The organism is Pedobacter sp. KH_004 (assembly GCF_057840755.1).
Genome location: NZ_CM174519.1, coordinates 2,842,222 through 2,856,209, shown reverse-complemented (window position 1 = coordinate 2,856,209; position 13,988 = coordinate 2,842,222). Strand labels below are relative to the sequence as shown.

The window sequence follows — 13,988 nt, the reverse complement described above, 5'->3', positions numbered from 1 at the left end:
CAAGCGTTTGCTGGTAATTCACCTCAGATGCTGAATTATAATAATAGATGTTTTAGTTAACCTTAAAGTTGAAAACTACCACTCCGGTTTGGTTATCTCCACCCACCCCAGAGCTTGTTAAAGAAGAGTTTTTTACCGCTTGAACACATTTCTCAACCAATTCTCTATCAGTTATAGTAGAGCCTTTCAGTTCTTGCCTGGCATCAGTAATTCTTCCAGATTTATTAAAATATATTCTAATGGCAATTCGCCCTCTAACTTGTCCATCATCTTTCGGAATTACCAGGTTAGAAAAACGTCGAAGCTCAATGGGCTTATTTCCATAACCAGATCCTCCTTCACCATAATTCGGTGCTAAGGGATCACCGTTAACCGATCCCTGGTTACCAGCTGTACTGCCGGTTCCATCTCCCTGACCCTGGCCGGTATTTTTTTTGCCCTTATAAAGTGCATTTTGATTGATTACAGGTTTCGAAGGTTTATCTTCCGTAACGGTGGTCGGTGCGGTATTTGTGGCTTTTGTAGGTTTTGTATTTACCGCAATCGCATCTTCCGTATTCTGAGTCTGAACTTCCTTGTCAGAATTTTCTGTAGTTGTTGTAGGAGTAACTTTTTCTTCGGGGGTTACCTTATCAGGTGCTTTTCCATTTGCATTTGGATCTGCAGAAGGCTCCTCTATGCTGGTATAGTCATCGCCCATCCCCTCGGCAGAGGTGCCATAGTTAACCACCATACCACCCATGCCTAAATCTTCAGGCGGTTGAAAAGAATTGATTACAATAAAAAAACTAATCAATAATAAAAAGCCCATTATCCCGCTCGAAATGGCAATCGCCTTCGGATAATTGTTTTCTTCGTTATTTATATTTTGTGCTTTGTAATCCATTATTTTTTCGGCTCAACAGCCACAACAAGCTTCAATTTTAACTTATTTGCGATATCATTAACAACAAAACCATCTTGATAAGTAACATTACGAGATACATACAAAAGGATGGTCATATCTGGAGCCAGTTTTTGGTAAGCGGCTAAAGTTGGCTCCAATTGCTCCATTGTCACTGGTTTCTTATCAACGGAATATTTTAAATTTTCGTCTATAGTAACTGTAACTGCTTTTTTAGCAGTAGATTGCTGCCCGCTTGACGATTGCGGCAACAACAGTTTTACTACAGTTGGATTAACCACTGCAGATGCCAATAAGAAGAACAGCATCAGGAAGAACATAATATCGTTCAACGCTGAAGTGTGTACTTCTACTGACCCTTTTGTTCTTTTACGTAAGTTCATTATTTACCTGGCTCTTCTAATAAATCAATAAAGTCAATTGCATCCGTTTCCATTTTTAGGATGATTTTTTCTACCATGATATTTAGAATATGGTAAAGTACGTATGCGATAATACCAATGATTAAACCTGTTGCTGAAGTGATCATTTTCGTATATAAACCACCAGAAATAGTTCCAATTTCAATAGCACCTTTAATGGATACCTGATGGAAAATTGTAATTACCCCAACGATGGTACCTACGAAACCCAACATTGGAGCGATACCTGCAACAATACCTAGAATACTGATATTTTTCTCCAGTTTAGCAACCTCAAGTTTACCAACATTTTCAATAGCACCTTCAATTTCTTTAATGGGGCGGCCAATGCGTTTTAAGCCTTTTTGCAACATGCGACTAAGAGGGGAGTTGTTATTTCTTAACAGTGACATTGCTCCATCTAAATTTCCAGATTGAATATATGATCTGATTTGTCCCATCAAATTCGACTCATCTTTCGTGGCCTTTTTGATGGTTAAATAACGTTCAACGAATATGATTAAGGCTAAAAAGGCTAATAATGCCAAAGGTAGCATCACCCATCCACCTTTAAAAAGCAGATCAATGAAATGTAATTCTGGCTCTGGTTGAGTTAGTGCCTGGTTAACTGCATTCGCTGTATCTTGAAGTGCTTGTGTGGTGTCTTGAATTAATAAAGTTATCATTATGGTTGTGTGTTGTTTTTTATTTCTTTAACGTAAAATCCTGTTCCTTTTAATCGTTTTTGTAGAATTTCTTTTTGCTTTTCTGCCTCTTCTTTAGTGGGGAAACTTGCAATACTCACCTTTTTTCTCCTGCCTTCCATTTTTGCAATAGTCGCATTCAGGCCAATTTTTTTTACTTTTTCAATGTATCTTAATGCTGCTGCTTCTGTTTCGTAAGAAACTGCTATTACATGAAACATTGATTTCTCTGTACCCAAAGGAGCATTAGATGGAGTTGGACTAACTTTTTTCAGCGTTGCAGAATCAACTTTTGGCGTAGCAATTTGATTCGCTTTTAAAGTACTATCTGTTTTAGCTATCGAATCTTGTTTTGCCTTTGCAGTATCTATTTCTGTTTTTGGAGAATCTGGCAAAACTGCAGGTGTGGTAGTTTGTAACGCAGCCTGCTGCTTAAACAAATCTGGTTTGATAAAATAAATGATCACTCCAATCAAAAGAATTCCCAGAATGATGAGGAGTGTTTTTGGCCAAATAGGTCTTTTTTCTTCCTCGAAGGTTTCTTGAACAATCGGATCGTGGCCAAATCGGTTTGGATGCTCGGCATGTTGCTCTTTAATAAACTCAGGCGCTGCAATTACAGGTTCATCTTCTGGAGTTTCATCTTCCAGATTAATATAAGTTTTTTCCGCTTCGCTTTCTGGCGTGTGCCCGAAACGGTTTGGATGTTCTTCATGTTGTTGAACAATACTTTCTGGCACCTCGATTTCCTCGTGTGTCAAAGCCCTTACTGCCTCCTCATCTTCCGGAGTATGGCCAAATCTGTTTGGATGTTCAGTATGTTGTTCTTTTATAAAATTTGGCGCATCAGTAACTTCTTCGCCTGATTTTGTAGTGTGTTTTAAAGTATTGCGCAAATCATCTTCTACTTCATCCAATTTTACATTTTCAATAATAGGATGTATATGCGCTGTTTCTTTAGGCTGAATAGGTGCGTTTGGTGCTTCAGCTATTTCATCATATACCTCATCATCTTTTTCAGTGGCATCTGTTTGCTGCTGATCTGAAATGATTTCAGGCAATGCGGGTAGACCATAAAATTCTGATCCGTAGTTTATATTTTTAGCCGCATCGAAGCTCAAGCCTTCGTGCTCAGTGAAATATAATCGACCCAAATTTTGAAGATCAGCCTCATGTTCCACTTCTAGTTTTTGGTTCACTTCATCTACAAACTGTGAAATGTAATAAGATGAACTTTCGACAGAAATATTTCTTTCAGAAGCAATAAAATTGGTTAGGGCGTCATCATTTTCTACATCAGACGTAAACGCCAGGGCATAACTGGGTGGCAAAAACGATTGTTTTTCCTTATCGTACCTGCCTGGAAACTTCTTTTTATAGAAGGTGCCCAAGCCGGTAATGCCAACTTCTTTGCGCTGTTGCAAAAGTTCCAAAAGGTATGATAAGATATCCATTCCGGTAAAATTAAGCGTTTTTTCTAAACCTACGCAATAATTAATTTAATGTATTTAAAATGAATAGGTTAGTCCGCCGAAAACATTTAACCCGTTAACCTGATAATATAAAAAGCGGTTGTATTTAGAATTTAACAGGTTATTGGCTTTTGCAAAAACAGAAAATTTGTTGTTGATGCGATAATCTGCGCCGATGCCCAAATCTACAAATCCTTTAACTGTTTCTATCCGTTCGATGCTGGTGTTTGGCACCAAATACTGTAGTGGATTTACCGGTTGTTGAACATTAACTTTCGCTTTTACATCATCTTGCATTACCACAGCTGCATTAAAGCTCAGCTTTTTATTATAAGTATAAACGAAGTTTGAGCTAACCTTTAATCCTGGTTTAAACCACGAATAAGTTTCTTGAGCAGGCTTCCAATCATCAATATTCAACTTCCCAGTCCACTTTAATGCATCACTTACCTGTATTGAGATTTCACCTTCTAAGCCAGTCAGTTTGGATTTGCCAAAATCATAAATCACATCAAACTTGTTAAAATTATCGAAGTTATTAATGAATAAAGGAAGATCGTCAAACTGCTTCATGTAAAAACGGGCTTTGTAGCCAAAGCCTGGTCCACCAGTTCCTTTAATACCCGCACTAATACTTAACTTTTCAACCGTATTTTTAATCAAGATATTGCTATTTAGCCACGGATTTTCATCTGTTAAGCCCTTCATTGAGTTTCTGTTTACATCACCCTTAACTTCTCCAAAAACCTGCAGATAATCAGGTATGAGGGTGAAATCAGCAGTTACTGCTGGGAAAATTCTTGAACTGCTGAATGCACCGAATTCCTGAACGAAATTTATTCCTGCCGTAACTTTTGCTCCTTTAACCTGCAAACGGATATATGGATTTAAGCGAAGTAAGTTATTTCCCACGCTTGTTAGCGCATCTTTGGTGTTCCCAAACTCTGTAGATACTGCCAAACCTAAATTAAATGAACTGATTCTTTTGTTTAGGTATCCATTTAATGAAAGATAACTTTCTTTAGCGTTAAAACGGTCATTCCATAAATAAGCATTAGCTTTCACCGCATAACTCAATGCGTCCTCATCTTCGGTGAAGTTTTTAACCAACTCACCCTCTAATTCTAAAAGCGTCAAAGCTTGTTTCTCAGGGTTTGGATTTAAGGTTGGGTTTGCATTATCCAAGCCGTAAAAGTAGGTGCCATTTCTTTCAAAATTTAAACGTCCACTTACTGTATTTTCCTCTAAAATACTACGGCCAAAAATGCTTAATTGTTGTTGACTACTGTTTTGTTTATTTATTTTACCTTCCTGGCTAAAATGTTTAAAATAACCGCCAAGCTGTAAACCTTCATCTTTTCCCGTATTAAAGTAAGCTTCACCTAATAATGTAGAAAGTGAACCAAATGCGCCTTTCACATAATTATTTACTAAGATACTTGCTTTCTCTTCTGCAAGCTGCTGCGCTTGTAATTTTTGAATATCACTGTTTAGCTCTAACTTTTTGTCTGTTACGCTGTAATTTAATTTCGCTTTATAAGTTTTTACGTCATCCAAATTCGGACTTCTTCTCAGTTTAACGGCTTCAGCCAAAATAGGTTTGTAAGGGCGAACAACTTCAATCTCCTCACTCACTACGGCCTTTTCTTCAGCTTTCTTCTCCTGTGCCTGGGCAGTTGTTAAACCAGCAGCAGCAAAAAACAGCAAACTATATATATATTTAATCGACTTCATAATTCTACTTCTTCTGGTTTAGTTTTTCTAGTTTCTCTTTGGCTGTCGGAATGATATCATCCTTTCCTTCGTAATTATCAATTATACTTAGAAGTGTACTTTTTGCTTGCAAGTTGTCTTTCAGGGCAACATAATTGTCAGATAACAAGATAAAGGCTTTAGCTACCCAATAATCATGTGAAGCCATGTTGTTCACAATATCAAAACATGTTTTAGTTGATGTTTTGAAATCGCCTTTGTTGTATTCGATAAGTGCAAGGTTGTATTTTGCCTCGGCAGCAGCAGCCGTCTTGGTTTTAGCCACAACGTTTTTGAATTCTTTAACCGCCGTTGTAGTATCTCCTTTTAGCATATAAGCTTTACCAGAAAACAATCCAGAACTATTCTTTTCTTCTTCCGAAGCTTTTTCAGATTCGTTGGTCAGCTTAGCGTATTTCAACATATCATCAGGCATATTTAAAGCTGTATATGCTTTTAATAAGTTGTTGATGGCAAAACTGTAATGTGCTTTGTAATCTGTTGTAGTTTCTAATCGTTTCAAATAAACAATTGCTTCATTATATTTTTTCTGGTTGAGGAACAATTGAGAAATACTCACTAGTGATCTTTCGGTATAGTCGCTTGTCCAATCATTTAATATAAATTCATAATCAGGTATTGCTTCATCAGGGCGGCCTAGTTTAACTAAAGATTCAGCTCTGATAAATTTCGCTTCTTTTTCGTGGTTAGCTTTAGGGAATTTATCAAAATAAGCATTGACCGCCTGGAAAGCGCCGTTGGCATCGCCCTTTAAGTAAAGGTTATTCGCCGCCGCAAATATGATATTGTCTTGCTCATTATTTGAATAGTTGCCTAGTGGAGTGGTGTTGGCATATTGGATAAATCCATTTGCATCACCTTTATCTACATAAATGTTTTTAATAGATTCCATCGATTGTTTAGCCTCTTCAGACGTGGGATAATCGCGGATTACTTTTTTGAAGGATTCTAAAGCTACATCATCCTGATCCTGGTTGTATTGAACCAATCCAATAGTCACTAATGCTTTTGGGACATAACTGCTACGTGGGTATTTTGCCACCAAAGCAACCAGATCAGATTTTGACTTATCAAAATCGCCTTTGTTAAAATAAGTGTAAGCTGTTTCAAAACCTGCATCATCTGCGTAATTAGAGTTGGGGAATTTTGACAACAAGGTTTGCATGGTCGCAATTTTCGCATCGTATTGGTTTTCCAAACCCTGGATCATTCCTTTTTGAAAAGTGGCGTAATCTTCAGATGTAGTATGCCTGTCAATGATTCTGTTATAATTGGTCATCGCGTTTCCGTAAGTTTTATTTACGAAATAAGAATCGGCCAAACGAATAGTTGCATCATCAATGGTCTTTTGATCTTTATCATTTCCCTGAAGAAATTTCTCGAAATAGGTTGCTGCCTTGGCATATTTCTCATCCTCAAATGCAGAATAGGCGAGGGCATAATTGGCAAAATTATAAACGCCGGTTTTATCGGCATCAGGCATTTTCAAAAACTTTTCGAACGTAGAAACGGCTTCGCCATATTTCCGCAATTCGTACATGGCTTCGGCTTTCCAATAAGTATTTAAAGCGTGGATCTCATTGTCTTCCGCAAATTTATCAGAACGTAAAAACATTGATAAGGCATTCGGAAATGCTCTTTCATTATAAAATTCTAAACCACGGAAATAAGTAACCTTTTGATAGGCTTCTTTAGCCTCAAGGGTTTTATCCGGAATCGGTTCCAAAATATCAACTGCCGCCTGATAGTTTTTAGTGGTTAAAAGTACTTCTCCTAATAGCGTTTTGGCTTCGTTAATTTTACGAGATTTTGGAAAAGTTTTCAAAAATCCTTGTGTTGCTTCTAAAGCTTGTTGATGGAAATCTAACTCGTAGCTTAACTTGGCATAACTTAACCAGGCTTCTTCTTGAATGGTTTTATCAAAATCTAAACGTGAAGCTCTGAAAAATGCACTTTGCGCTTTTTGTTTGTTGCCCAATTGGATAAATGCCTTACCCAAAGTATGCATTCCATTTTGGAGATAAATGTCATCGTTGTTTAGTTTTTCTAAAATGGCAACAGATTCTTTATACTTATTATTCTGGAACAACGAATATCCATATTGGTAAATGAATAAGTTGTTTTTGGTTTCGCTTTTATCTTTAGCATAAAACTCTAAAAAATACTTTTCAGCGTTCTTAAATTCCGATTTCGCAAAGTAAGAAGCGGCAACTAAACTCAACATTTCAGGTTCGAACTGTTGTTTGGTTTTTTGAATAGATTCTAGTGCATAGCTAATTACATCATCGTAGCGTTCGTCCAGGTAATACATCGAAGTGATGTAATATGGATAACTTGCTTCATAGGTTGGGGATCCTTTTAGCTTTTCAAAATTAGCTAATGCCGTTTTGTATTCTTTATTTAAGTAGTTGATATAAGCAAAATAATAAGTTGCACTTTCTTGGAAATCGCCTTCCTCTTTCTTTACTTTCTCAAATAGTGGTTCTGCTTTTTCATAGTCTTGCAACTCAAAATATGCGTAACCCTGTTTAAATTGATATTCGTTACGTTGTTTGGCTGATAGGGTAGACGGATCAGTTTTTTCGAACCATTCTAGTGCCTTTTTATAATTTTTTTGACCAAAATAAGTTTTTCCTACATAAAAATAGGCCAGTTTGGTATTTGGATTTAAAGGATAATCACGGATAAAAGCCTGGAATAAACTTTCTGCATCACTGTTAGTTAGTTCTAACGCACAAACTGCTGCATAAAACTTTGCATTCTCTTTAAGTAGAGATAGTTCGGCATTGCTTTCGGTTTGTGTAGACGGTTTATAGCTTTTTTGTTCAACAAGTTTAAACTGCTGTGCAGCAGCGGTATATTTTTCTTTGTCTAATAATTCTAAGCCAGTCTGGTAGTTTTTATTGAGGTTTTGCACTGCACTAACTTGCGCATAAGTGATAAAACTTCCTGCCATGAATAGCGGAATTAGTAAGTATTTTTTCTGCATCGGTTTCAAATATGGTTGGTACTAAATTAGAAATAGTATCATGGTTTATCAACATAAGTAATTAACATCTGTTAATAACACAAGTAAACGAAGGGTTTTCAAAATTGGTATAGAAGAAAGTTGAATGTTGAAAATTAGAGTGGTTGAGTAGTTCAATAGTAATTAGTTCATTGGTGAAATGAGCCAAAATTATCTAAGCAATTGATTGGGTAATAGGTTAACTATCAGTCAAAGTTTAACTTGCCAGAATGTGTCGCCCGCTAGTAACCAATGGCTAACGAACCAATGACTAGTAAACTAATTTACCCTTGGCTTGCCAGTAAATAAAGTACAGCCATTCTAACGGCCACACCATTTTCTACCTGCTCTAAAATGATAGATTGCTTGCTGTCGGCAACATCACTTGTAATCTCCACACCACGATTAATCGGACCTGGGTGCATGATAATGATTTCCCTATCGAGGTTATCGAGAATCTGTTTATTAAGGCCATACATCATGGCGTATTCTCTTAAAGACGGAAAATATTTAATATCCTGACGCTCCAATTGAATGCGAAGCATATTTGCTACATCGCACCAATTCAGCGCTTTAATTAAGTTATGTTCAACTTTCACTCCAAGTTGATGAATGTGTTTTGGAATTAACGTGGTTGGTCCGCAAACCATCACTTCTGCACCTAAACGCTGTAGGCAGAGAATATTTGAGATTGCTACCCGAGAGTGCAAAATATCCCCAACAATAACCACTTTCTTTCCAGTCACATCGCCTAATTTCTGGCGGATGGAGAAAGCGTCGAGTAAAGCTTGGGTTGGGTGTTCGTGAGCACCGTCTCCGGCATTTACAATTTGCGCTTTAACGTGTTTGCTCAAAAACTGACCTGCTCCTGCATAGGGATGACGCATTACCACCATGTCGACCTTCATGGATAAAATGTTGTTCACCGTATCAATTAAGGTTTCTCCTTTGCTCACCGATGAAGACGATGCGGCGAAATTAACCACATCTGCTGATAACCTTTTTTCAGCTAATTCGAAAGAAAGTTTGGTACGGGTTGAGTTTTCAAAGAAAATATTGGCGATGGTAATATCACGAAGTGAAGGAACCTTTTTGATTGGCCTATTAATTACATCTTTAAAATTATCTGCAGTTTCGAAAATCAATTCGATATCATTCCGGTTAATATCTTTAATGCCTAAAAGATGTCGGGTTGATAGTTTGTCGGCTGCCATTTTTATATTATTGTTTTTCGGATAATAAAATCACTTTATCTTCACTTCCTTCACTTGCCCAAGTTACCTTCACTTGCTGCGAGTTTAAGCTATCTACCTGATGGCCAATGTAATCAGGTTCGATAGGTAAATGTCTGCTAAACCTACGATCAATAAGTACCAATAGTTCTACTTTCTCCGGGCGTCCATAAGCGAGCAAGGCATCAAGCGCAGCTCTAATGGTTCTGCCAGTCCAAAGAACATCATCAATAAGGATAACTTTTTTCCCTTCAATAATGAAATCAATGGAATTGCTACTTGCAGTTACCAATCCGTCTTTGCGCCTAAAATCATCCCTAAAGAAAGTAATGTCGAGGTTTCCCTTTAAAATTTTCTTGTTCTTTAAGATGGTCTCGAGATCTTGATGAATGCGATCGGCAAGAAAAATCCCGCGCGGCTGGATGCCAATCAAAACGGTATTTGCGAAATCGTCATGGTTTTCAATTAATTGATGGCAAAGCCTCTTAATTGTAATCTGAATTTTTTGTCCGTCAAGAATTGTTTTCTTTTGCATTGAAGAAGGATTGGGCAAATATAGGGAAAAAGTAGAAAGTTGAAAGCAGAAAATTGAAAGTTCCCCCTGCAAATTATTAAAGTATTTGATTGTTAATTTGTTGGATTTTGATTTTATATGGAAAATTGGAATCTTATTAGCACAACTGATCTACTATTCAAGTAAATAGGCTGTGATTTGAATTCCCTAACCTTAAATTACATTTGCAAGTGTTTATTCGAAATATAATAAGCGCTGAAGTTTTTATATTTGTGAATGGAGAGGATAATTTTTTTCGATGGTGTTTGTAACCTCTGTAATGCTTCTGTCCAGTTTGCGATTGAACGTGACAAGAAAAATCTGTTTAAGTTTACCGCTTTGCAGGGTGAATACGCCAAGGCTTTCTTGCCCAAATTAAATGTCGATCTAAGTCAACTTAATTCTATTATTCTCCTTGAAGATGGTCAGCTTTATACAAAATCAACAGCTGCGTTAAAGATAGCCAGAAAATTGAACGGCTTATGGCCAATACTATATGTGTTTATCCTGGTTCCAAAATTCATTCGTGATTGGTTTTACGACATTATCGCCAAAAACCGCTATAAATGGTGGGGCAGGCAGGAGAGTTGCTGGCTACCCACAGCAGAACTAAGGCAGAAGTTTATCGATTAATCCTGTTTCTGATTATTTTTAGGTTTCCAAAGCCAAAATGTTAAAATCACCATAGGGATTGAAATACTCAAGGAAATTACGATAAATATGCTTCGCTGTTTAACAATATCTGTCTCATCGGTAATGAAAATATTTATCGTTTCTTTAAGTACAAATAGAGTAATCAAGGTGCAAATGACTGCAAAGACTTTACGCATAGTTTAATTTTGAGGCAAAGATTGGAATAATTATTAGAAGGAACTCTATTGAAGTTAAAAACAGTTATTTATGGAGTGTAATGTTAGATAATCAATTTTCAAGATACTTTTTTGAATATTTTATTCCCATCAAATCGTATCGTTTAAATTGTATTTTCAAACGTTTTTTAAAATCAGCGTAATTCTTCTTCTCTTTTGGGCTCCATAAGATTTCGCTCAAAGCATCTAATCTGGGAAATAACTGATACTGAACTTTTCCCGGACTGGTAATGTACTCAGTCCATAAACAGCCTTGGCCACCCCAGATGTATTTCGCCTGCTCTGCATCAAGTTCTGCAGGAATAGGCTCATAGTGGTAGACGTCAGCCAAAAGTGAAGGTTTACCAGCTGTTAAGCTATCTTCTTTAACAAACTGCGCATGGTTAAAATACATTTTATTTTCTGGGGTCATGATGGCTTTGTGGTTTTGTTTCGCTGCTTCAATGCCGCCTTTTTCACCTTGCCAACTCATTACTACTGCATTTGGTGCTAAGCCACCTTGCAAAATTTCATTCCAGCCAATGATGGTTTTGCCTTTGCTATTTAAAAATTTCTCAATCCTGCGGATGAAGTAACTTTGTAATTCACTTTCCGTCTTTAAAATATTTGCTTTCATAATTTGTTGAGAAACAAGAGATTGTTTCCACCAAACTTTAGAGGCTTCATCGCCACCAATGTGAATGTATTGCGATGGGAATAAATCCATTACCTCTGCTAACACATTTTCAAAAAACTTGAATGTTGTATCTGAAGCTTGCAAAACGTTATTGTATTTATTCATCATTCCCCATGTTTCGGCAACGGTATATTTTTTATCCGGTTCGGTTCCTAATTCGGGGTATGCGGCAAGAACTGCCATACTGTGTGCTGGCATTTCGATTTCAGGGATGATAGTGATGTAGCGTTTCGCCGCGTATTCAACTACGTCTTTTATTTGTTCTTGTGTGTAAAAGCCACCATGTTTAATTCCATCAGTGTTGATCAGGGCATCTTTCGGAGTGATATTAATTGCTGTTGGCAAAACCTGATATTTAATGTTTTCATTACCTTTTCCTGGCCATAAGCCAATAATGCTGCCTTTTCGCCAGGCACCAATTTCGGTGAGCTTCGGGTACTTTTTAATCTCGATTCTCCAGCCGTGGTCATCTGTCAAGTGCCAATGGAAATAATTCATTTTGTGCAATGCTAAGTAATCGATGTATTGTTTTACAAAGTCTACATCAAAAAAATGGCGACTAACATCCAAATGCATTCCGCGGTAATCGAAACGTGGATGGTCAATTATATTGATTAATGGTATAGTTAAGGTTTCGGCGCTCTGTGTTGGTAGCAATTGAATGAATGACTGTATGCCGTAAAAAACGCCAGGTTCTGAAGTACCAGCAATAGAAACCCCATTAGCAGTAGTACTTAGAACATAAGAATCATCGAAGTCGCTTATTCTTGTGTTTAAGATTAAGCTAATAAAATTTTTTGTAGGGATGACTTTGGTGATATTTAACGTAAGGTTATAATAATTTTGAAGATAATCATTTAGAAAATTTGCAGAATTGACCATAGCAGAATCAAGTACAACGATTTGTGTATTTGCATTTATTGTAATTGATTTTTCTGTGCTTAAGCCAGTTTTAATACTTACAGGCTGTGGAATGATGTTTACTTCCTGGGCAGAAAGATTGTGGCAAAAAGCAAATGATAAAAACAAAAAGATGATCTTCTTCATAATAGAATGGTTTCCTTTTTCAAAAGTAATAATTCTAAATGGATGAAAGTAAAGGTTTGGGATAACGAAGTACCGGTTTTACCTAAACCCGATGGGAGTGAAATCCTTTTTATTAAACCTATAAACCTGAATTCGATTAATTTAAATGCAAAAATCTGGTTTGATGATGATGTTTGATAGTTGATTGATGGTTTTTTAGGGAAAAATGAATATGCTATCAATGCTGCAATCATATTGGAAATGAAATTGGTAAAAGACCTGTGCCTAGAATGTTCTACCTGACATATGTTTTTTAGCTCGTCGTTAACAGTTTCAATCACTGATCTTTTACGAAGCATTATCTTGTCGTTCATGGTCATAAGACTATTTTTCATATTGTTTCTAATACTTGTTATTAGGTGTATGTCGCTGACAAATAGTATTTTAGTAAGCTGTTCTGATATGTAGCCTTTATCCGCGAAAAGCTTACCAAATATGGCTTTCAAGAAATTTTCATTTTTCAGGGGCTGCCTATCATCAACATTTGCCTGGGTAATGGCAAAGTTCAAGATTTCTCCTTTATCATTGATCACAATGTGCAGCTTGAAGCCATAAAACCAGCCCATTGTAGATTTTCCAACCTCTGCAATTCCCTTGAATACCTTGTTTCTTTTTACTCGTTTGTTATTGCAAACCCTGATTGGGGTGGAATATACAAAAGAGATACCCGTACACTGACCCAGACAACAGGTTTTCAAAAAGATTGTCATTGGCATCAACACGCTTTGACTGAGCTCAACAAACCGGTTATAGGATACTGTATTTGGGAATTCTGATCGCATATGTTTCTGAAGATAGAATAAATAGAAATGCTTAAAGCATCTGAAACCACTCAAATGAAAGAGTAGGCAAACAGAAATTATTTCGCTCTTAGACATTACCGCAGGTCGTTTTGAGGGCTTCCCCAGAAGAAAAGGGCTAGTAGTTTTATCGAAATCTTTGCAGAACTCATCTACAAGACAAAAAATATCACTAATTTTAGAGTAGTCAATCATAAAGAATTATATCTAAGTATTTGGTTTTAAGACACTTAAATATAAGATTTTTTCTTTTGATTGACTAATTTTTTACCTCATTTATTAATCGAGCTCAGGTTATAAGGTCTCAAAGACCTTACAGGTTTGGAAAAGATTAAGCGAACAGCGGGGCAGGAGTTACCGATATAGTACTTGCTTTCGGTTTCAAAAACCTTACCCTATTAAAGTTAGAAGTAGAATTCCTGTCTACTACCCCTATCCTTAAAGGAAGTGATTTCTGAGCATTGGAAAGCAAAATTGGTTAAAACCATTTTCCACCGTTTCCCTCTCTTCC

General features: G+C 36.7%; 10 protein-coding genes and 1 pseudogene. 1 reads left to right on the top strand and 10 read right to left on the bottom strand.

Annotated features, from left to right (window positions below):
- Positions 1 to 52: 52 nt before the first annotated feature.
- The 8 genes from AC3ITD_RS12390 to pyrR form a co-directional block, all read right to left on the bottom strand.
- A complete protein-coding gene (locus AC3ITD_RS12390; RefSeq protein WP_265801647.1) occupies positions 53 to 886 on the bottom strand; it encodes an energy transducer TonB in 834 nt (277 codons plus the stop codon).
- Positions 886 to 1,287 carry an ExbD/TolR family protein gene (locus AC3ITD_RS12385; protein WP_056851441.1) on the bottom strand — a complete coding sequence of 134 codons (402 nt, stop codon included), beginning with the start codon at positions 1,285 to 1,287 and terminating at the stop codon, positions 886 to 888. The genes AC3ITD_RS12390 and AC3ITD_RS12385 overlap by 1 nt, the downstream gene beginning before the upstream one ends.
- Entirely contained in the window at positions 1,287 to 1,991 is a 705-nt protein-coding gene (locus tag AC3ITD_RS12380) for a MotA/TolQ/ExbB proton channel family protein (RefSeq protein WP_056851440.1), read from the bottom strand. Before AC3ITD_RS12380 ends, AC3ITD_RS12385 begins: the two co-directional genes overlap by 1 nt.
- Entirely contained in the window at positions 1,991 to 3,463 is a 1,473-nt protein-coding gene (locus tag AC3ITD_RS12375) for an HU domain-containing protein (RefSeq protein ID WP_489360119.1), read from the bottom strand. The genes AC3ITD_RS12380 and AC3ITD_RS12375 overlap by 1 nt, the downstream gene beginning before the upstream one ends.
- A 54-nt stretch (positions 3,464 to 3,517) precedes the next feature.
- Entirely contained in the window at positions 3,518 to 5,215 is a 1,698-nt protein-coding gene (locus AC3ITD_RS12370) for a hypothetical protein (RefSeq protein WP_489360117.1), read from the bottom strand.
- A gap of 4 nt (positions 5,216 to 5,219) precedes the next feature.
- Complete coding sequence (locus AC3ITD_RS12365) at positions 5,220 to 8,243, bottom strand: tetratricopeptide repeat protein (RefSeq protein WP_265801650.1); 3,024 nt, start codon at positions 8,241 to 8,243, stop codon at positions 5,220 to 5,222.
- 302 nt (positions 8,244 to 8,545) lie between these two features.
- On the bottom strand, positions 8,546 to 9,475 hold the full coding sequence (locus AC3ITD_RS12360; protein ID WP_265801651.1) for an aspartate carbamoyltransferase catalytic subunit: 930 nt from the start codon (positions 9,473 to 9,475) through the stop codon (positions 8,546 to 8,548).
- A 7-nt stretch (positions 9,476 to 9,482) separates the two neighbouring features.
- Complete coding sequence (gene pyrR / locus AC3ITD_RS12355) at positions 9,483 to 10,028, bottom strand: bifunctional pyr operon transcriptional regulator/uracil phosphoribosyltransferase PyrR (protein ID WP_265801652.1); 546 nt, start codon at positions 10,026 to 10,028, stop codon at positions 9,483 to 9,485.
- A 255-nt stretch (positions 10,029 to 10,283) separates the two neighbouring features.
- Here pyrR and AC3ITD_RS12350 point away from each other — a divergent pair, with 255 nt between their 5' ends.
- The gene (locus AC3ITD_RS12350) at positions 10,284 to 10,679 is read left to right on the top strand and encodes a thiol-disulfide oxidoreductase DCC family protein (RefSeq protein ID WP_265801654.1); all 396 of its coding nucleotides are present in this window, start codon (positions 10,284 to 10,286) and stop codon (positions 10,677 to 10,679) included.
- A 288-nt stretch (positions 10,680 to 10,967) separates the two neighbouring features.
- Here the strand turns inward: AC3ITD_RS12350 and AC3ITD_RS12345 are convergent, their stop codons facing one another.
- Positions 10,968 to 12,638 carry a beta-N-acetylhexosaminidase gene (locus tag AC3ITD_RS12345; RefSeq protein WP_489360114.1) on the bottom strand — a complete coding sequence of 557 codons (1,671 nt, stop codon included), beginning with the start codon at positions 12,636 to 12,638 and terminating at the stop codon, positions 10,968 to 10,970.
- A gap of 173 nt (positions 12,639 to 12,811) precedes the next feature.
- Positions 12,812 to 13,672 (bottom strand): annotated as a pseudogene (locus AC3ITD_RS12340) (IS982 family transposase); the annotation flags it as partial.
- Positions 13,673 to 13,988 lie beyond the last annotated feature (316 nt).

Coding starts and splice junctions, on each gene's coding strand:
- AC3ITD_RS12390 (WP_265801647.1), bottom strand. CDS start 886: ATGGATTACAAAGCACAAAATATAAATAACGAAGAAAACAATTATCCG.
- AC3ITD_RS12385 (WP_056851441.1), bottom strand. CDS start 1,287: ATGAACTTACGTAAAAGAACAAAAGGGTCAGTAGAAGTACACACTTCA.
- AC3ITD_RS12380 (WP_056851440.1), bottom strand. CDS start 1,991: ATGATAACTTTATTAATTCAAGACACCACACAAGCACTTCAAGATACA.
- AC3ITD_RS12375 (WP_489360119.1), bottom strand. CDS start 3,463: ATGGATATCTTATCATACCTTTTGGAACTTTTGCAACAGCGCAAAGAA.
- AC3ITD_RS12370 (WP_489360117.1), bottom strand. CDS start 5,215: ATGAAGTCGATTAAATATATATATAGTTTGCTGTTTTTTGCTGCTGCT.
- AC3ITD_RS12365 (WP_265801650.1), bottom strand. CDS start 8,243: ATGCAGAAAAAATACTTACTAATTCCGCTATTCATGGCAGGAAGTTTT.
- AC3ITD_RS12360 (WP_265801651.1), bottom strand. CDS start 9,475: ATGGCAGCCGACAAACTATCAACCCGACATCTTTTAGGCATTAAAGAT.
- pyrR (WP_265801652.1), bottom strand. CDS start 10,028: ATGCAAAAGAAAACAATTCTTGACGGACAAAAAATTCAGATTACAATT.
- AC3ITD_RS12350 (WP_265801654.1), top strand. CDS start 10,284: ATGGAGAGGATAATTTTTTTCGATGGTGTTTGTAACCTCTGTAATGCT.
- AC3ITD_RS12345 (WP_489360114.1), bottom strand. CDS start 12,638: ATGAAGAAGATCATCTTTTTGTTTTTATCATTTGCTTTTTGCCACAAT.